The sequence below is a fragment of the Chloroflexus islandicus genome, assembly GCF_001650695.1.
Lineage (GTDB): Bacteria > Chloroflexota > Chloroflexia > Chloroflexales > Chloroflexaceae > Chloroflexus > Chloroflexus islandicus.
The window spans coordinates 48,771-67,862 of sequence record NZ_LWQS01000046.1 but is presented as its reverse complement, the minus strand read 5'-3'; the positions used below and the strand labels follow the sequence as shown (position 1 = coordinate 67,862).

The following is a 19,092-nucleotide window of genomic DNA, read 5'->3' as shown; positions in this document are numbered from 1 at the left end:
GGCGCGGAGAGTGCGAAGGGTTTAACGCAAAGGCGCAAAGGGCGCAGAGAGCGCAAAGGGTTGGTTGTGGTGGGGGGCTAGAGTACGGCTGTACTAGATCCCCCCATTTCAACCACCCTCTGCGACCTTAGCGTTCTCTGCGCCTCTGCTAACGCAAAGACGCAAAGGGCGCGGAGAGTGCGAAGGGTTTAACGCAAAGGCGCAAAGGGCGCAGAGAGCGCAAAGGGTTGGTTGTGGTGGGGGGGCTAGAGTACGGCTGTACTAGAGTCCCCCATTTCAACCACCCTCTGCGACCTTAGCGTTCTCTGCGCCTCTGCTAACGCAAAGACGCAAAGGGCGCAGAGAGCGCTAAGAGTTTAACGCAAAGGCGCAAAGGGCGCAGAGAGCGCAAAGGGTTGGTTGTGGTGGGGGCTAGAGTACGGCTGTACTCGAGTCCCCCATTTCAACCACCCTCTGCGACCTTAGCGTTCTCTGCGCCTCTGCGTTTACAATCCCTTGCGTCCTCTGCGGCTACCGCTCGGCGTTGGCGGCGAGTTCAAGCAGCCGCAAGATGCGCGGCGCCATAGCTGCCGGGTCGCGGTGCAATCCCTCGATCAGCAGTGCATTGTCGTAGAGCTGCTCGGCGGCCAGCGGGATCAGCGGGTCGTTGGGATCGGCGGCAGCGCGGCGGGCCAGCGCGGCGATCAAGGGGTGAGCCGGGTTGAGCTCCAAGATGCGCGGCCCGGTTTGCACCTCGTGACCCAGAATCTGCTGGATGCGCTGCATCTCGCGGCCAAACGCCGCCTCATCGGCGACCAAGCGGGCCGGACTGTCGCGCAGCACCTTCGAGGCGCGCACCTCTTTCAGCCGCTCGCCCAAGGTTGCCGCGATCCGTTCGGCCAGCGCGGTGAATTGGGCATCGTCAATCGCCGGCGCGGGCCGTTCCACCTCACCGGGCAAATCAAGCTCACCCTCGTCAATGTTGCGCAGGCGCAAGCCATCGTACTCGCGCAACCCCGACAGCATAAAGCCGTCCATCAGGTCGGTGAAGAGAATGACCTCGATGTCGCGCGCGCGCAGCGGATCAAGGTGCGGACTGCTCAGCGCCGCCTCGCGGCTGGCCGCCATCAGGTAATAAATCTCCTTCTGGCCGGGTACCATGCGCTCTTTGTACGTGGCCAGCGTGATCCACTCCTCGCCGCTCTTGGTCGTCTGCACGCGCAGCAGCTTCAGCAGATCATTGCGGTGCTCGTAATCGGTAGCGATGCCCTCTTTGATAAAGGGGCCAAACTCTTGCCAGAAGGTGCGATACTTTTCGGGATCGTGTTCGGCCAGCTCGTTCAGCTCTTTATTCAGACGCGCGGTGAGCGTCTTGCGCAGGCGCTGCATCACCGGCGAGCCGCCAGCCGTGCCGCTCTGGACACTCTCGCGCGATACGTTGAGCGGCAGGTCTTCGCTGTCAACCACACCCTCGATAAAGCGGAAGTGGGCCGGCAACAGATCCTTCGCCTCTTCGAGGATCAACACCTTGCGCGAATAGAGCTTAATCTGGCCCTCGATCCGCCGTTCGAGGATACCACGCTCGCGGCGGGATGGAATGTAGAGAATTGCGTGCAGATCAACCGGCGCGTCGGTCGAGATGTGGAGATAGCTCAGCGGCGGCTGGCTATCGAGGGTCAGTTGGCGATAGTGGTCGTGATATTCCTCGGTCGTGACCTCGCGCGGCGCTTTGCGCCAGATCGCGGTGCGGGCATTGATCTGGCGGCCATCGAGCATAATCGGGAAGGCGACATAGTTCGAGTGGCGGCGGACAATCTGCTCGATCCGCCACGGATCAGCGAACTCGGTCGCGTCCTCTTTAAGATGGAGGGTAATCGTGGTGCCGCGTTGGGCGCGCTCGGCGGGGCCGACGGTAAAGCTATCGCCGCCGCTCGATTCCCACATCGCCGCCGGCGCATCGGGCCGGTACGACTGCGACACGACCGTCACCTTATCGGCGACCATAAACACCGAGTAGAAGCCGACGCCAAACTGGCCAATAATCTCGCTCACCGTCTGCTTGGCCCCTTCGCCGGCCTGTTTCACAAACGCGCGCGCCGCCGACTGGGCAATCGTGCCGAGATGCTCGACCATCTCTTCGGCAGTCATCCCGATGCCGGTATCGCTGATCGAGAGGGTGCGCGCCTCTTTGTTGACCTCAATCGTAATTTGCGGTTCGAGTTCAGGGTTGCGCACCTCGCGGTTGGTGAGCATCTCGAACTGCACCCGGTTAATGGCGTCGGAAGCGTTCGAGATCAGTTCGCGCAAAAAGATTTCGCGGTCGGTATAGAGCGAATGGGCAAGAATGTACAGCACCTGCTGCACTTCGGCCTTAAAGGTATGGGATTGCCGGCCAGTTTCGGTCAACGGTTCGGTTGTCATAGACCTCCCTCGCTATTCCTGAGCGATGCAAGCGCATTGGCAAGCGAAAACAACGCCAAGCGCACAACACCCAATGCACTACCATGCATTGTAATCACTCAGCCGGCGTTTGATCGTTAGAGAGATGTTGGAAATCGGCCCGCTCAGCCGCCCAATTCCGACATCCCGCGCAGAGTTGGTTTCACGCCTTCGGGGAGGCCGTGGCCCCACGGTTTGATGTAGACGGCGTGGCGAATAATCTGCTCGATCTCTTCCACGGTGGCGCCGTTGCGCACAGCGGCGCGCAGATCAACCTCATCGTCGCGCAAGAGGCACAGGTGCAGGCGGCCATCGGCGGTGAGGCGCATGCGGTTGCAGGTCGAACAGAAAGGATCGCTCACGCTCGAAATAAAGCCGATCACCCCCTTGGCGCCGGGCAAGCGGTAGGTGCGGGCCGGGTCACTCGGCGCATGGCCAATCTCTTCCAGCGGGCCGTAGTGCTGTTCGAGGCGAGCAATCAACTCGGCGCTGGTGACAATCCCCTCTTCAGCCAACCCCGCCACCCCGGTGAGCGGCATCACCTCGATAAAGCGAAACTCCCATGGCCGGTCGAGGGTCAGGCCGGCCAGCCGCACCACCTCTTCGTCATTCATCCCGCGCACCACCACCGCGTTTAGCTTGATCGGATGCAGACCGGCGGCGTCCGCCGCCTCAATACCGGCCCACACCTCATCGAGCCTACCGCCGCGGGTCATCATACGAAACTTCACCGGATCGAGCGTATCAATGCTAATGTTGACGCGATCCAACCCCGCTTCGCGCAGCGGTTGGGCCAGCTTGCGCAAGCGCAGAGCGTTGGTGGTCATTGCGATATGCTCAATCCCGGGAATCCGTTTCAGTTCGCGCACCAGATTGATCAGATCGTGGCGCAGAGTCGGTTCGCCGCCGGTCAGGCGCAACTTGCGGAAACCGGCGCGGGCGGCGGCGCGCATCACGAGCAGCAATTCATCGTTGGTGAGCAATTCAGGGCGGGGGGCGAACTGCATGCCGACCGCGGGCATGCAATAGACGCAGCGCATATTGCAGCGGTCGGTAAGCGAGACGCGCAGATAGTCGATCCGGCGGCCATACTGGTCAAGAGCGGGGGTGTCGGTGGCGTAGCGAGGATGGCGGGACGGTTCGTAGAAGGTGATCGGAATTGTGCCGGAGAGCGGCTGAGCGGCCATGCATACACCTCATCGTGAACACGCAACGACGCAACGGACAGCCAAAAAGGATGTGAATACCATTGCCCCCACCTCAGCCCTCCCCAGCGGGGGAGGGTTGCCCCCACCCCCGGCCCCTCCCCCGCTGGGGGAGGGGGGAGGCGAGTCCCGGTGAGTGGGGCAATAGCACTACTGATAGGCGGGCCAGCGGCCCGCGCCCCGTGTGGCCCTCACCCCGGCCCTCCCCCGCTGGGGGAGGGGGGACAGAAGGTTTGATCCGGCCCCCGGCCCTGAAGGGCCGGGCTATGGTTACGAAGCCCGCTGCGCGGGCTGCTGGCCCTCACCCCCAGCCCCTCTCCCACCTTAACGGCGGGAGAGGGGAGCGGAGCGCCGGGCTTTAAGGCATCGCACAGCGATCAACTTGTGCTCGATCAAACGTTCTCGCCTTCTCTCAACCCCGCTGGGGGCGGTTAGTCCCCACCCCCGGCCCCTCCCCCGCTGGGGGAGGGGGGATACTACGCGCTAAGGCTTGGTCATAGCCTCATACCGATGCGTACTGCAACACCGAAATGCGGGCAGCGACTTGGCGGGCGAGTTCGCGGAAGATGCCGGCGTAGGCATCGGGTGCGTCGCTGATCACCGCAGGCTGGCCGGTATCGCCACCCTCGCGCACGCTCATGCCGAGCGGAATCTGGCCGAGCACCGGCACCCCCAGTTGGCGCGCCAGCCGTTCGGCGCCGCCGCTGCCAAAGATGTCGTAACGCTTGCCGGTATCGGGCGCGATGAAATAGGCCATATTCTCGACCACGCCGAGCAGCGGCACATTCACCTTGCGGAACATCTCCATCGCCTTGATCACATCGATCGTCGCCACCTGCTGGGGGGTGGTCACGATCAGCGCGCCGGTCAGCGGCAGGCTTTGGGCAAGGGTCAGGGCCACATCGCCGGTACCGGGGGGCATATCGATAATCAAGTAATCGAGCGGCGCCCATGCCACCTGATAGAGGAACTGGCGCAGCAATTGGCTGACCATCGGCCCGCGCCAAATCACCGGCTGCGACTCATCGATCAAAAAGCCGACCGACATCACCTTGATGCCGTGATTGTTCAGCGGCAGCATCATCGGCTGGCCGTTGGCATCACTGACGGCGGTCGGCTGGCCGCGCACTCCCAACATCAACGGCAAACTCGGCCCGAAGACATCGGCGTCGAGCAGACCGACCTGCGCCCCCATTTGGGCCAGCGCCACCGCCAGATTCGCCGCCACCGTGCTCTTGCCGACCCCGCCTTTGCCGGCGGCCACCGCAATCACATTGGCCACACCGGGAATGGCCGACTGCTCAGGAATACCGGCGGGCCGGCGCACATTCGCGGTGAAATCGACATTGACCTCTTTCACGCCGGGAACGGCGCTCACCGCAGCGACCACCTCATCGCGGATCTGATCTTTGAGCGGGCAGGCCGGGGTTGTCAACTCAATCGTACAGCGGACAATCCCATCACAAATCGCAACATGCTTCACCATTTGGCGAGACACCAGATCGCCGCCCAACTCTGGCTCTTGCACCTGCCGCAACGCGGCCAAAATCTGCTCTTCCGTCACCTGTGCCGGCTGCTTGCCAGAAAAGAGACCCATGCCTCTACTCCATCCAACCTAACTGCGTGTCTCTTAGCATTATACCAGAGAATTAAGAAAGAATGATGTTACTAAAGTAGCGAAATTCGTGCGTCTTCCTTGACAGGCCATAGCGCGATTGATATACTCACCATAAGACCATATCGATAGGATTATATACATAAAGTGGTGACGCCGGCCATGAAAGTTGAGCGCAGAGAACAAGGGGCGACGCGGCGCAGCATCTTGCAATTGTTGCGCCGGCACGGAGAGATGAGCGCCGTTGAATTGAGCGCCGCGCTCGAAATTGGCGCGGTTGGCATTCGCCAGCACTTGACCGCGCTTGAGCGGGAAGGGTTGGTCTACATTTGCGGCTTGCGCCGGAACGTTGGCCGGCCAGCGCATCTGTATGCGCTTACCGAGCGGGCAGAGACGTTCTTCCCCAAGCATTACGAACGGCTGGTGTGCGAGTTGATCGAGAGTGTTGCGGCGGTTGGCGGCGATACGGCGGTGAGCGAGGTGCTTGAGCAACGGCGCAAGACGTTAAGCGCCGATCTCGCGCCCAAATTGGCCGGCAAGTCGCGGGCGGCGCAAGTGACGGTACTGGCCGATACGCTAGCCGCGCAGGGCTATATGTGCGAGTGCGAGCAGCTTGATAATGGCGATCTGCTCATGACGCAGTACAATTGCCCATTCGATTGCGTTGCGCGCCGTTACCCGCAGATTTGCGATCAAGAACTGCGCCTCTACGAAGATTTGCTGGCTACGACGATCAAGCGTGATATGACGATTGCCGAAGGCGGGCATTGCTGCCGCTATCGTATTCCGGCGTAGCATTCGTTTGATAATTCGCGGTACAATAGAAGTGCGCCTAAGCTGACGGCCAATGGTGGCCGTCATTGTTTGAAAACGTCTCGGAGGTTACGCATGCCGTTTGAAGTTCCGCCGTTGCCTTACGACTACAACGCGCTTGAGCCGTACATTGACGAAGCGACGATGCATTATCACCACGATAATCACCATCAGACCTACGTCACCAACCTGAACAACGCGCTGGCCAACTACCCCGATTTGCAGGACAAGACGATCGAAGAGCTGCTGAGCAATTTGGAAGCCATTCCCGAAGCCATTCGCACTGCGGTGCGCAACAACGGCGGCGGGCATTGGAACCACACCTTCTTCTGGGAGATTATGGGGCCGAACGCCGGCGGCGCGCCGGAAGGCGAGCTGGCCGCGGCGATTGACGCTGCCTTCGGCAGCTTCGATGCCTTCAAAGAGAAGTTCAAGGCGGCAGCGCTGGGCCGCTTTGGTTCGGGGTGGGCATGGCTGATCGCCGGGAAAGACGGCAGCCTGAGCATTATGAGCACGCCGAACCAAGACAACCCGCTGATGGAGGGCAAGACGGCTATCCTCGGTATCGATGTCTGGGAGCACGCCTACTATCTGAAGTACCAGTACAAGCGGGCCGCCTACGTCGATGCGTGGTGGAACGTGGTGAATTGGGCGAAGGTGGCCGAGCATTACGCGGCGGCGAAGGCCTAAGCCAGTGCGGGTTGCGGAGAGCAATAAGCTCTGGAGCGCGGCGGTTTACCTGCCGCACAACGCAGCGGTGAAGGCCTAAGCCAATGAGGGTTGCGGAGCGTGCGGCAGCTTGGCTGCCGCACGTTTTTTCCCTCCTTCGTGGTCAGAGCAAGGTTGAGCGCAATCAACCAATCGAGCCCTCTGTTCCTGCCATTTGGGAACAGAGGGCTGAATATGCGCTACGGCACCCGCGCGTCCGGATTAATCCGGTAGGTGTTGATGATCTCGTTGGTCTTGTCGATCAGCGTATCAAACTGATCTTCCGGCACGAGGGTGGTCAATACGGCCACTTTATTGCCGCGCTGTTCGATGAAGCTGTTGCCCAGCATTGACGCCTGTATGTTATTTGAGGCGGTTGAGGTGTATCCCCAGACGATCAGAATGCTGCCATCGTTCTGCGGGAGGGGGTCTTCGTAGAAGAAGTCGGGCTGGTTGCCGAATGAGTTTTTGAGGAAGGTAACCAGCTTATCGACCAATTGATCATTGCTATACTGCGTGCGGTCTTCGAGCACATCCACAATAATCGCGGCATTGTTCGACGGATCGGTCCAGACGAGAATCAGCTCGCCGGGCCGGCTATTGTCGGTGAGCGTCCAGTTGACTGGCAGATCGAGGCTGAACACCCCCGACGGGTGCGAATAGGTGCGCAACTGGCCGATCTCAACCGGCGCCAGACCGCCGCCACTGGTATTGCCACCGCCGATAGTGGTACCGCCGCCGAGCGCGGCGCTGGAGTCGATGGCATACGTATTGATGATTTTGTCGGTCTGGCTGCGCAAGGTGTCAAACTGCTCATCCGGCACGAGCGTGGTCAGGATCGAGATCTTGTTGCCGCGCTGTTCGACAAAGCTGTTGCCGAGCATGGTGGCTTTGATGTTGTTGCCGGCGGTTGCGGTATACGACCACACCACCAGTTGGCTGCCATCATTCTGGGGGCGCGGATCTTCGTAGAGAAAGTCGGGCTGATTGCCAAAGCGATCTTCGAGGAAGGTATTGAGCAGATCAACCAATTGGCTATCAGTGAAGCTGCGGCTGTCCTCGAAGATATTGACCAAGATCGCGCCATTGCCGGTCGGGTCAGTCCAGATCAGCAACAGCTCATCGGGCGAACTATTGTCTTGCAGCGTCCAGTTGTTGGGCACATCAATGCGAAACACACCGCTCGCGTGGCGGTAGGTTGCGAGCGGGCCAATATCGACCAGCGCCAACTGGCCGCTTTGGGTTGACGCCACGGTCGGCGACGGGCGAGGTGTGGCGGTCGGCTCCGGCGGGCGGGTGGGGCGAGGGGTGCGGGTGGGTGCGGCAGCGGCTTGGGTGGGGGTGGCGGTCGGCGCGGCGTTGCCGCCGCCGCACGCGGTGAGGGCAACGATGAGCAGACCGACAAGGGCGACGAACCAGTACCGGTGAGCGAGCAACATACGGCCTCCCTACAACGAGCGCTTTCCTGCCGTCTTTCCCATTTAAGACGACAAACGATTTTGGGAATGTGATTCGCGCAGCCTGATAGCTTGAATGCATGTACGCACTATCTGCAGAGAGGTTGCACTGCCGGCAGACAGATCGTACTGCTACTATAGCATTGCGCGGGGCGAGAGGGAATGGGGAATTTTCAGGATAGTAGATGGATATGCAGTGTGGAAAGCATCGGCACCCATGTGCTCAATCCTGCCAGAGCATATGGGTGCTGTGATATGCCAAGAGCTATTGCTGATCGTTCACAACCGACCGTCAAAGGTGCTTTCGCGGACAATCGACGCTAAGACAAGGAGATGTTCTACCCGAAGTATTTGTAAGCTTGACCCAGCCGATGCACCGAAACGATCGGCATACTGGCAAAATTCGCGAAATGGGCCGTTTCCCCATTGACCTGATTGCACCGATCCCGGATTCTTCATCAGTTCATAAATCGTGCCGCGTCCGCGCACGAAATCATCAAGATGGTCCGGGTTGAGCCGGTAGTACATAGCAATCAAGAACAATACCCAGAACGGATACGACTCAGGCAATTGGTTTGCCAGTGGATGCTCCCTGAGAAATTCCATCACCCGCTTAAACCGGTTCACAATTTTGAGCATGGTGCGTGGCACGAGCAGCGAGCGCAGCGACAGTAATTGATCAATGTGCTGCACGCCGGGGAAATCGCCGCCACGTAACTGCTGGGCCATTTCACTGACTCTACGGTACGGCACTTTATGCGGATAATGCACTTGCCGGATGGCCATCTGCTCGACGTCGCGCGCAATGCCTAATTCGTACTCCACCTCGATCAACTTTTCCAGATAGCGCAACCCATAGGCAAGATCTTGATCCTCGCCTAAGTACTCACGGTAGCGGCCCACAATCGCGCGGGCAGCGGCGATGTGATCCAGCGCCAGCACGTAGGTGCATCCTTCCACCAGCATATGCACCTTTAGCCATTCAAACATACGCACCATCTGTTCGGGCGAACAGCGGTCAAGATCGTCAATGAAGATAACCAGCCGGTATTGTTTCTGCTTCGTTGCATCAGCTTCGTGCGCGCTGTCCAGAATGGCCTCGACCAACTCGGCCATCTTACCCTTCACCTCATCGATCAGCAGGGGTTGCGCGCGTTGATCTTTGGTCTGTTGAAATGTGGTTGTTGCTGAGCGAATCGCTTTGCCTGCCGCTGCCGCAACACCACCACCCGGAACCACGAGCGGTGAAACCTCGATCAGAAGGTCGATTAAATATGAAGCGATCAAACGATGGGTGGTTTTGCCGCCAAGGGAAGGGTTATGTAATTGATAACCCTTTTCCTGCTGGTGATCTGGGAACTGGCTTTCGATATTGGCGAGGGTTTTAATCAGACCCGCCGCCAGATTCTGCTCCATCTCGTATTGCCACGGGTTAAAGGCGCAGACAATCGCCTGTTGTTTGCCGCCTTTCCGGTTGCGCTCCAACAACTCGCGAATCACTTGGCTGAGCAAGTATGACTTGCCTGATCCCCACGCACCGTACACCCCGATCACGCTGGGTGGACGTTCACTCAGAATGTCATTGGCGATGATATTGGCAAGGCTAGACCGGCGGAGATCATCAGCCAAATGATCGATATCGGTGATGCGGTGATCGAAACGGAGAAAAGGGCGTTGTACGACGTACCGATGTTTCTTCATCGCTTCTCCATATCCAAAGCACGCACAATTCGCCGTAAGATGTTAACGACTGCGGGATTATTCTTGGCGATTTCAAACAGTAGGCTTCCCTCATTGGCGAAGATGATCTGAAGGGCCTCTTCGAGATGTTCTGCTTTGGTCTTCTCCGCGGCCTGACCAGCAACGGTTGCGCTCCGATCCGCTGCCTCTTCAATGGACTCACCGGTCATGTACGCCGCAAGTTTATACATTGTGGCTAGTGATGGATCGCCCTCGCGCATACGCTCCGGCAAGCTGCGCAACATCTTGAGTGCTTCACCATATTTGTGTTGGGCCATCAGGATGCGAACGCGCTGCACATAAATAGTCCACACCTGATGATTGGGATCGCCGGTATAGAGTTTTTCAGCGAGGTCGAGGTATTCCAGCGCCTTACGGAGGTAGGTGTCAGGCTCTTTTGGGGTGGATTCGTCTGCTTCGACGCCAGCGCGTTCCTGATACAACCGGGCGAGATCTTGCGCCAAGACGTAAGCATTCTCAATACCAAGCTGGATGCCCATCCGGTAGCGCGACTCAAGGATGGCTAAGGCCTCTTGATGGTAGGCGGCGAGCTGGTCAATGCTGTCGAGCGTGCGCAACGGCACCGAGTCGATCAAGACGCGGCGGTAGGTGCGCAAGATATCCATTAACCCGTCGCGCTTGACGAAAAGCAGGCCATCATCAAGCAACTGCAGCGCCGTGACAGGATCGTTCAGGGTCGTGGCATGGTAAATTGCGCCATACCCCCAAAACCGCCAGTATGGTCCAGTCTGCTCGCGTGGCATGCTGGCAAGCGTTTGCCACAGCCGTTGCGCTTGTTCTTGATCGAAGTGGATCGAGAAACGGTATTGGAGCGCATCACATAAGAGATCAACGTTATTCGGCCACTCGCGCAACCCTTCTTCCACAAAAGCGAGCTGGGCTTGGTTATGTTGGACCCGTCCCGCGGTCATGGCAATGTTGTGCCACAGATCGGGCGGACCGGTGTAATGGCTAAGACCTTCGGCCAGAATTTGATCAAAACGGTCTCGAGCTTTCTGGTGGTTGGAGAATTCTAACCCATCCACCTCACGGTAAAATGGCCAGAGGGATTTGGTGCGACTAGTCTGAGACTGTGGCTCGGCCATCGTCGACCTCCTTACCACATGGTGTTGAATGGTTCTTAGCTTATGTTGTGAACGTATTGTTGTCAATATCTTAAAATTACAATATTATCCAAATGTAATAACTTATTTTCTATCAATATTCTTGAGACGATGTATCATATTTGCTAATCAACCGCTGGAATTTCCGCCGAGTTGAGCAGTATGGTGGGATCGGGTCTCGACAAGGTATTAACCAATTTGGCAGCGCCCACGAGATGACGAGATTGGGAGCCGATCAGCGTCGCCACAGCTTGCTCGGCGGCCAGCCAAGCGCCAGCCTGAGCGGGCAGCGTATTACTCGCAAAACCGTTATCTCTTGCGTCCCGTTCCTGACAAATTTGCCATCCATGCAGCCGCCGCTGCCCCGTATAATAAAAGGCAACCGCCGCCGCTGCGAGGGAGGGTTGCATGCGCCATTATCTTGCCATCGTATTGATCGTTTGGTGGCTGCTTTCGGTATCGGCGGCGGCTGCCCAATCGCAGCGAACGTTTACCCTCGATTTTGAAGGGTTTCCTGATAATCAATCGATCGATGCCTACGGCGGGCTGGTGTTTCAATTTGGCTGGCGGTTTGGTGATCTGCGCAGTGGGCGCTATAATGCACCGTTCCCAGAATCATGCCCTGACTTTGGCGGTACCTGCGCTTTTGCGGTGAATGGCAACGGTTTTGCGCGGGTGAGTGGTTCCGGTACCGGCGAGATTGCGCTGCCAGAGGGTGTAATGTCATTTAGCGCAGCAGTATCCACCTCAGACCCGCTCACCTTCACTGCATTCGCGGCTGGCGGCGTCGTGTTGGGGACGGCGGTGGTTGAACCGAATACCTTTACCGGCTGGCTTGATCGGGTGACGCTGACTGCGCCGCCGAACCAGACCATCGCTACAATTGAGGTGAGCGGCACGCGCGATACGTGGCTGATCGATGATGTGCAGTACACGGTGGATCTGGCGCGCGGGGCGCAACCGGCCCGGCTGGTGGTGGCGCAGCGGGTGGATGATGTGGCGCGACCCGGCGAGGTGGTGACGCTCGATCTGGTGGTGGAGAATTATGGCCGCGGGCCGGTGTTTGATGCGACGATCGAGTTGCCGTTTGATGAGCATACGTTGATCTTGCTCGATGCGACGCCGAGCCGGGCCGGGGTGTGGGTGAGCGAGGTGCAGCCGGGGTTGATCACGATCCGCACCGGCCCGCTGGCGGCTAACCGCGATCTGGTGAGGATGACCATCCGTTTCCGGGTGCGGGATGATGCGCCAAATGGGGTTGCGATTGGCCGGTTGGCCCGCTTGGCGTACCGCGACGGCGTGACCGAAGGGGGGCGAGGGCGGAGTAATGTGCCGCGCACTACCATCGGCCCCGGCCCGGAATTGTCCTATTGGCGCGCGCCTGAGGTGACAGTGGCCGGGCAATCGCTAACCTATGCCGCCGCTGGGTTTGCTCCCGGCGAGCCAGTGGGGATTTGGTATAACCCGCCGGATGGCGCGCCGCCGGTGACGGTGACAACGGTGCGGGCCGATGGTGATGGCCGGGTGAGCGGGACGCTATCGTTGCGCGATGTGCCGGCGGGATCGTATACGCTGGTGTTGTATAGCCACCATTCGCAGCAGACGTTTGTGGGTGAGTTTGCGGTGGTTGCCAGATAGCCGCGATCACGTTACCGCAGGGCGCGCAGGGGGTAGTTTTACCGCAGGGCGCAGAGGTTGATAGTTTTACCGCTGGGGGCGCAGGGGACGCAGAGGCTTTGTCAACCCTAACATCTCGGCGCCCTCTGCGTCCTTCGCGTCTTTGCGTTTAAGGTCTCTGCGGCTTTGCCCCCTCTGCGGCGTGAGCCGCACCGCTGTGCGTGATGAGAGCCGCACCGCCGTGCGGCTTTACTTGCTTATGCCGCCAACACCCGCTCGTGGCCGAGGATCTGCCGCAATTCGTTAACCAGCGCGTCTGACAGTTCGATGGTTTGTTGCGATTGCAGCACGACCATACCGACGCCGTTGGGCAGGTATAGCGTGACCTGATCGTGGCCGTGGCTGGCGCTGAGCAGGCTGTGAATGTGCTGCATTAAGGCAACGTCGGCGTCGAAGTCGTTGCTGCGCGGCAAGTAGATGCGCAGATTGCGCGCCGGCGGGCCATCGGCGCGGGCCGGTTCGGCTGTCTTCCCGTGGCCGTTGCCATTGCTATGCCCGTTGCCATTGCCGTTGCTGGCTAGCTTGACCGGCTGGCGCGGGCGCACGGCTGGCGGTTTGGCCGGCGGCGGGGCAGCGGCAGGCACGGCAGCGGCAGGCGCGCTGGCGGCAGCGACCGCCGGGGCTGGCGCCGGTTGCGCGGCAGGTGCAGGCGCCGGTAGTTCGATCACTATGTCGCTGATCAGCTCCTCACTCATCCCTTCCAGATCCATCTCGACCGGTTGCGCGCTAGCGGCGACGTCAATCGTGCTCGGCGCTTCCACACTCTCAACCACCAACTGCGGTGTATCGCGCCGGTTATCAACTTTCGCCGTCACCCGCACCACCGCATCGTTCTGCAACAGATCGGCGGACTTCGCCAGCACCTTGGGGAAGACCACGATCTCGATGCTGCCGGTGAGGTCTTCGAGCATCGCCACCAGCATCGAATCACCCTTCTTGGTCGCAATCCGGCGCACGCCGCTCAGCACGCCGACGAAGGTCAGCGTCTCGCCGATCAGCTCTTCGTTGATTGAGCCAAGCTCGGTAGCGCCGCTGAGGTCAATCCCTTCCAGCGCCTTGGCGATCGGATCGTCCGAAATATTCAGCCCCAGCAGCTCTTTCTCCCACAGCAGCACCTCTTTCTGCTCGGCGGGAGTCTCGGTGATGAGCGGCATTGGGATGCGGGCCACGGTCGGGCCGCTGGTGCTGCTCTCGCCGAAGATATCGAACAGGCTGCTCTGGCCGATTTCGCGCGCCTTCTGCGCTTCAACGCCAGCGTTCACCGCCTGATCGAGGATGGCCAGCTTTTGGCGGCGAGTGCCGGGCAGCGAGTCGAGTGCGCCGGCCTTGATCAAACTTTCCAGCGTGCGCTTGTTGAGAGCGTGGCGATCGACGCGGGCGCAGAGGTCTTCGAGCGATTGGAACGGGCCGCCGGCCTCGCGGGCAGCGATAATCGCCTCGACTGGCCCTTCGCCGACGTTCTTGATGGCCATCAGACCGAAGCGAATGCCGCGGTTATGAGTGACGCCGGGGGGCAGCGGCGGCGCCAGCGGCTCGATGGTAAAGCCCTTCTGCGAACGATTCACATCGGGCGGCAGCACCGCCACCCCCAACCGGCGCGCCTCAAGCGCGGCCTTGGTCACATCTTCAATCACGCCGCCGGCCCCGGTCAGCACCGCGGTCATATACTCGACCGGATAATTCACCTTGAGCCACGCCGTCTGATAGCTGAGCAAGCCGTAAAGGGTCGCGTGGGGGCGGTTGAACGAATAGCCGGCAAAGGGCAAGATCAGCTCCCAAAGCTGGTCGGCGACCTCTTTGCTAATGCCTTTGCGCTGGCACCCCTGTTTAAAGATCGCCTCGTTTTCGGCCATCAGCTCTTTATTCTTTTTGCTAATGGCCTTAATCACGATATAGGCTTGGCCGAGCGTATAATCGGCCACCGTCTGGAGCAGTTGCATAATCTGCTCTTGGTAGACGATCACGCCGTAGGTATCGGACAAAATCGGCTCAAGCACCGGGTGGAGATAGCGGATTTGGGAGGGATTATTCTTATTCTGGATATAGACCGGAATCTGCTCGAGCGGGCCGGGCCGGTAGAGCGCGACCATGGCGTAGAGGTCTTCAACGCGGGTCGGTTTCAACTGCATGAGATAGCGGGTCATCCCCGCTGATTCCAGTTGGAACACATTCTTGGTCTCGCCGCGGCCCAACGCCTCAAACACCTTCGGATCATCGAGCGGAATCTCATCGAGCCACATGCGACGACCGGTCGTCTGCTCGATATACTTCAGCGCCTCGGCCACCACCGACAAGTTGGTGAGACCGAGAATATCCATCTTGAGCAGACCCATCTTGGCCAGCGTCGGCCCCTCGAACGCCGCCATCAGCGCGTTCTCGTCTTTGGTGGTGCGTTGGAGCGGCACCAGCTCTTCGAGCGGGGTGCGGCTGACCACCACGCCACAGGCATGGGTGCCAACCGAGCGCATGCGGCCTTCGACCTTCTGCGCTTCGATGATCAACTCGCGCAAGTGGGGTTGGGTCTCGTAGATCTGCTTCAATTCAGGCACCCGCTCCAGCGCCTGCGCGATGGTGGTACCCACCGGCAGCGACGGAATCAGCTTCGCCACCCGGTCAACCTCGCCGGGATCGAGGCCGAGCACGCGACCCATATCGCGGATGGCCGCCTTGGCGCCGAGGGTGCCGTAGGTGATAATCTGGGCCACATTCTCGCGGCCATACTTCTGGGCAATGTAATCGAGAATCTCGTGGCGGCGCGAATCGGCGAAGTCGGTATCGATATCAGGCATTTCGAGCCGTTCGGGTGAGAGAAACCGCTCGAAGAGCAGCTTATTCTTGACCGGATCGACATCGGTAATGCCGAGAGCGTAGAGCACGAGCGACGCGCCAGCCGAACCGCGGGGCAGGCAGGGGATGCCGCGCGAACGAGCGAACTTGACGTAATCCCACACGATCAACATATAATCGGGGAAGCCAGTCTTATTGATCACGTCCAGCTCATACTCTAAGCGGCGCATGTACTCTTCGGGCGGCTGGCCGTGAAAGCGGCGCATCAACCCCTCTTCGCAGACGAGGCGCAGGTACGAGGCGGCATCGTGCCCTTCCGGCAGCTCGAAGACCGGCAACTGGACGCGGCCAAACTCCAGCTTCAGCCGGGCCATATCAGCGATGCGGCGGGTATTTTCCAATGGCTCAGTCCCGTACCGCTTAAAGCGCGCCCACATCTCTTCGCCCGACATAATGTGGTAGGTTTCATCCATCGCGTATTCGCGGGCGCAGAACTCGGCGAAGGTCATATTCATGCCCATCGCCATCACCTTATGCTGGGTAGCCTTATCTTCGGGGCGGACGAAATGGGCATCGCTGGTAGCGACAAGGGGAATGCCGAGTTCGCGGGCGATCCGCACGAGTTCATCGTTGAGCGGTTCGAGTTCGGGCGTATTATCGTGCAGTTGCAGCTCGATATAGTAACGGTCGGGGCCGAGCAGATCGCGGTAATAGGCCGCCGTCTCGACAGCGGTGCGGCGATCGCCGCTCTTGAGATAGTGCAACACCTCGCCGGCCAGACAGGCCGAGGTGACGATCAGGCCCTCGTGGTGCGCTTCGAGCAGATTGCGGTCGATGCGGGGGCGGGCGAAGACGCCTTTGCCCATGCCTTCAAGGTGGGCGCGGGTGGTGAGCTTGACCAGATTGCGATAGCCGGTTTCGTTTTGGGCCAGCAGCAGCAGGTGGAAATAGTTCTTGGCCCCTTTGGTCATTGGGTCGCTGAGCGAACCGGGAGCCATATAGGCTTCGACGCCGAGGATCGGGCGGATGCCAGCTTTCTTGGCTGCCTCGTAAAACTCCATCGCGCCGTACAGCACCCCGTGGTCGGTGAGGGCAATGCTATCCATGCCCAAATCGGCGGCGCGCTGAGCGATGCCTTTGGTGGTGGCGTAGCCATCGAGCAGGCTGTATTCGGAATGGACATGCAGGTGAACAAAGTCGCGCATGGTGTGCTCGCGTCAAAAAACTCTTTACACTTGACAGATGAGATCAAGGGCAAACAGGCGATCTAAACCTGAAACATTTGTCCGAACGGAAGCGTGTGGTGTCGTTTTTTTGGTGTTATATCGACATAAATCGCGCCCGATGGCGCGGTGGTTTGGTCTGATTATAGCATATCGGCGGCGGGTTGCGAACACGGATTCATCAAACTGTAAGGGATTTTTAACAGCCGGATGGGGCTGTCCGGCTCATAAAGGCGCAAAGGGGGCAAAGGCGCAGTAGAGCCGGATGGGGCTGTCCGGCTCATAAAGGCGCAAAGGGGGCAAAGGCGCAGAGGACGCGAAGGGGCGCGAAGGGAATGAATGTAAAAACGGACGGCTGTCCGGCTCGCCGGTGTAGGGAGATCATGCCCCCACCCCAACCCTCCCCCGCTGGGGGAGGGAGCGGGCGCCCTCACCCCCCAACCCCCTCTCCCACCTGACGGCGGGAGAGGGGGAGCTGCTGGATGGGAGGGTGAGTGCTCACGCAGATGGGCGCGGCTATGATACAATCGCGATGTGATGTGATCCGCCCCATGCCGAACAGGGCGCAATGAGCGCCTCTGCCGCATGAAAGGAGCTGAACTCATGGCTGAGCGTTACCGCATTGAACGCGATTCGTTAGGCGAGATGCAGGTGCCGGCTGATGCGCTGTATGGCGCGCAGACGCAACGGGCCGTGTTGAACTTCCCGGTGAGCGGGATGCGTCCCTACCGCGCTTTTGTGTGGGCGCAGACGATGATCAAGCGGGCCGCGGCTGAGGTCAACCGCGATTTGGGTCTGCTCGATCCGCAGATCGCTAATGCGATCATTCAAGCCGCCGACGAGGTGCTGGCCGGCCAGCATGCCGACCAGTTCGTGGTTGATCCGTTTCAGGCCGGCGCCGGTACTTCGCACAACATGAACGTCAACGAGGTGCTGGCCAACCGCGCGAACCAGATTTTGGGCTACAGCCTTGACGACCCCAAGAAGCCGGTCAGCCCGAACGACCACGTGAACATGGCCCAATCAACCAACGACACCATTCCGACCGCGATCCGGTTGGGGTGTCTGTGGCGGTTGCCCGAACTGCTGGCGGCGATCGACGACCTAGCTGATGCGCTTGAGGCGAAGGCCGTTGAGTTCGATGATGTGGTGAAGTCGGGCCGTACCCACTTGCAAGACGCCGTCCCGGTGCGGCTCGGCCAAGAGTTCGGCGCCTATGCGAAGGCGGTGCGTAACGATATGGAACGGATCTCAGTTGCTGCCGACCGCTTGCGCCGGTTGGGGATCGGCGGCACCGCCACCGGCACTGGCCTCAATGCGCACCCCGAATACCATGCGCGCATGGTGGCTAAGCTGAGCGAACTGACCGGCCATGAGCTGCGCTCGTCGGGCAATCTGTTCGAGTCGATGCAGAGCATGGCCGACCCCGCCGACTTCTCGGCCAGTCTGCGCACGCTCTGCATTACGCTGGGTCGCATTGCCAACGACTTCCGCCTGCTCTCGTCCGGCCCGGCCACCGGTCTCGATGAAATCCGCTTGCCTGCTGTGCAGCCGGGGTCGTCGATCATGCCGGGCAAGGTCAACCCCGTGCTGGCCGAGATGCTGAATATGGCTTGCTACCACGTGCAGGGTTGTGATCTGACGGTGGCGCTGGCGGCGCAGGCCGGCCAGCTTGAGTTGAACGTGATGATGCCGATCATCGCGCACAATCTGTTTGAGATGATGCATGTGCTGATTGGCGCGATCAACGCCTTTACCACCAAGTGCGTGGTCGGCATCACCGCCAATCGCGAGAAGGCGGCGGGCTGGCTGGCCAAGAATGCGATTCTGGTCACGGCGCTCAATCCGGTGATCGGCTATCTAAATGGTGCAGCGGTGGCGAAAGAGGCGATGGCTACCGGCAAGACGATCAAAGAGGTGGTGGTCGAAAAGGGCCTGCTCACCGCCGAACAGGTTGACGAGCTGCTCGATGTCTACAAGATGACCGAAGGCGGTATTCAGGGCATTGCCGCTGCAGGCTAAGGGGAGGCCGGCTATCCCGTTGGGGGTGTGATACGTTTACTTCTCCCGCTAGGGGATGTGGCCCCTACCCCCAACCCCTCCCCCGCTGGGGGAGGGGAATAGCCACAAAGAGACACAAGAAGCACAAAAACATCTTTGGAGTGTTTGCGTCTTTATGGTGGCGATTCTCTGCGCTATACCGATTGCCCCCACCCACAACCCCTCCCCCGCTGGGGGAGGGGAGTGTACCGCAGAGGGCGCGGAGGTCGCAGAGGATGATCGCCATCCCCCAGATCTTTGCGCCCTCTGCGTTCTTGGCGTCTT

General features: G+C 59.9%; 12 protein-coding genes. 4 read left to right on the top strand and 8 right to left on the bottom strand.

Translation table 11 applies throughout. From position 1 onward, the window contains the following. Window positions 1–510: 510 nt before the first annotated feature. From htpG to apbC, 3 genes are all read right to left on the bottom strand, one after another. Window positions 511–2,400 (bottom strand): molecular chaperone HtpG, encoded by a 1,890-nt coding sequence (gene htpG / locus A6A03_RS08070; RefSeq protein WP_066786118.1) that lies wholly within the window; start codon window positions 2,398–2,400, stop codon window positions 511–513. Between the two features lie 143 nt (window positions 2,401–2,543). Beyond that, the gene (gene moaA / locus A6A03_RS08065) at window positions 2,544–3,605 is read right to left on the bottom strand and encodes a GTP 3',8-cyclase MoaA (RefSeq protein WP_066786115.1); all 1,062 of its coding nucleotides are present in this window, start codon (window positions 3,603–3,605) and stop codon (window positions 2,544–2,546) included. Window positions 3,606–4,125: 520 nt separating this feature from the next. Continuing rightward, on the bottom strand, window positions 4,126–5,220 hold the full coding sequence (gene apbC / locus A6A03_RS08060; protein ID WP_066786114.1) for an iron-sulfur cluster carrier protein ApbC: 1,095 nt from the start codon (window positions 5,218–5,220) through the stop codon (window positions 4,126–4,128). Between the two features lie 180 nt (window positions 5,221–5,400). On the opposite strand from apbC, the gene A6A03_RS08055 reads away from it, so the two are divergent. Next, window positions 5,401–6,033: a helix-turn-helix transcriptional regulator gene (locus A6A03_RS08055; protein WP_066786111.1), complete on the top strand. Its 633-nt coding sequence runs from the start codon at window positions 5,401–5,403 to the stop codon at window positions 6,031–6,033. 93 nt (window positions 6,034–6,126) lie between these two features. Continuing rightward, window positions 6,127–6,741, top strand: coding sequence for a superoxide dismutase (locus A6A03_RS08050; RefSeq protein ID WP_066786103.1), 615 nt, complete (start codon window positions 6,127–6,129; stop codon window positions 6,739–6,741). 218 nt (window positions 6,742–6,959) lie between these two features. On the opposite strand, the gene A6A03_RS08045 is transcribed toward A6A03_RS08050, so the two are convergent. The 4 genes from A6A03_RS08045 to A6A03_RS08030 form a co-directional block, all read right to left on the bottom strand. After that, window positions 6,960–8,198: a hypothetical protein gene (locus A6A03_RS08045; RefSeq protein ID WP_066786100.1), complete on the bottom strand. Its 1,239-nt coding sequence runs from the start codon at window positions 8,196–8,198 to the stop codon at window positions 6,960–6,962. A gap of 297 nt (window positions 8,199–8,495) precedes the next feature. Beyond that, window positions 8,496–9,917: a KAP family P-loop NTPase fold protein gene (locus A6A03_RS08040; protein ID WP_066786097.1), complete on the bottom strand. Its 1,422-nt coding sequence runs from the start codon at window positions 9,915–9,917 to the stop codon at window positions 8,496–8,498. After that, window positions 9,914–11,062 carry a hypothetical protein gene (locus A6A03_RS08035; protein WP_066786094.1) on the bottom strand — a complete coding sequence of 383 codons (1,149 nt, stop codon included), beginning with the start codon at window positions 11,060–11,062 and terminating at the stop codon, window positions 9,914–9,916. Before A6A03_RS08035 ends, A6A03_RS08040 begins: the two co-directional genes overlap by 4 nt. A gap of 143 nt (window positions 11,063–11,205) precedes the next feature. Further along, the gene (locus tag A6A03_RS08030) at window positions 11,206–11,490 is read right to left on the bottom strand and encodes a hypothetical protein (protein ID WP_066786087.1); all 285 of its coding nucleotides are present in this window, start codon (window positions 11,488–11,490) and stop codon (window positions 11,206–11,208) included. Between A6A03_RS08030 and A6A03_RS08025 the strand changes: the two genes are divergently transcribed. Next, window positions 11,489–12,718, top strand: coding sequence for a hypothetical protein (locus tag A6A03_RS08025; RefSeq protein ID WP_066786084.1), 1,230 nt, complete (start codon window positions 11,489–11,491; stop codon window positions 12,716–12,718). The genes A6A03_RS08030 and A6A03_RS08025 overlap by 2 nt on opposite strands. Window positions 12,719–12,954: 236 nt before the next feature. Here the strand turns inward: A6A03_RS08025 and dnaE are convergent, their stop codons facing one another. Further along, window positions 12,955–16,749, bottom strand: coding sequence for a DNA polymerase III subunit alpha (dnaE, locus tag A6A03_RS08020; RefSeq protein WP_066786081.1), 3,795 nt, complete (start codon window positions 16,747–16,749; stop codon window positions 12,955–12,957). A gap of 621 nt (window positions 16,750–17,370) precedes the next feature. Here dnaE and A6A03_RS08015 point away from each other — a divergent pair. Next, a complete protein-coding gene (locus tag A6A03_RS08015; RefSeq protein WP_066786078.1) occupies window positions 17,371–18,789 on the top strand; it encodes an aspartate ammonia-lyase in 1,419 nt (472 codons plus the stop codon). Window positions 18,790–19,092 lie beyond the last annotated feature (303 nt).

Excerpts from the sequence above, each read along its gene's own strand:
- A6A03_RS08015 (WP_066786078.1), top strand. The coding sequence starts at position 17,371 with ATGGCTGAGCGTTACCGCATTGAACGCGATTCGTTAGGCGAGATGCAG.
- dnaE (WP_066786081.1), bottom strand. The coding sequence starts at position 16,749 with ATGCGCGACTTTGTTCACCTGCATGTCCATTCCGAATACAGCCTGCTC.
- A6A03_RS08025 (WP_066786084.1), top strand. The coding sequence starts at position 11,489 with ATGCGCCATTATCTTGCCATCGTATTGATCGTTTGGTGGCTGCTTTCG.
- moaA (WP_066786115.1), bottom strand. The coding sequence starts at position 3,605 with ATGGCCGCTCAGCCGCTCTCCGGCACAATTCCGATCACCTTCTACGAA.
- htpG (WP_066786118.1), bottom strand. The coding sequence starts at position 2,400 with ATGACAACCGAACCGTTGACCGAAACTGGCCGGCAATCCCATACCTTT.
- A6A03_RS08050 (WP_066786103.1), top strand. The coding sequence starts at position 6,127 with ATGCCGTTTGAAGTTCCGCCGTTGCCTTACGACTACAACGCGCTTGAG.
- apbC (WP_066786114.1), bottom strand. The coding sequence starts at position 5,220 with ATGGGTCTCTTTTCTGGCAAGCAGCCGGCACAGGTGACGGAAGAGCAG.
- A6A03_RS08040 (WP_066786097.1), bottom strand. The coding sequence starts at position 9,917 with ATGAAGAAACATCGGTACGTCGTACAACGCCCTTTTCTCCGTTTCGAT.
- A6A03_RS08045 (WP_066786100.1), bottom strand. The coding sequence starts at position 8,198 with ATGTTGCTCGCTCACCGGTACTGGTTCGTCGCCCTTGTCGGTCTGCTC.
- A6A03_RS08030 (WP_066786087.1), bottom strand. The coding sequence starts at position 11,490 with ATGCAACCCTCCCTCGCAGCGGCGGCGGTTGCCTTTTATTATACGGGG.
- A6A03_RS08035 (WP_066786094.1), bottom strand. The coding sequence starts at position 11,062 with ATGGCCGAGCCACAGTCTCAGACTAGTCGCACCAAATCCCTCTGGCCA.
- A6A03_RS08055 (WP_066786111.1), top strand. The coding sequence starts at position 5,401 with ATGAAAGTTGAGCGCAGAGAACAAGGGGCGACGCGGCGCAGCATCTTG.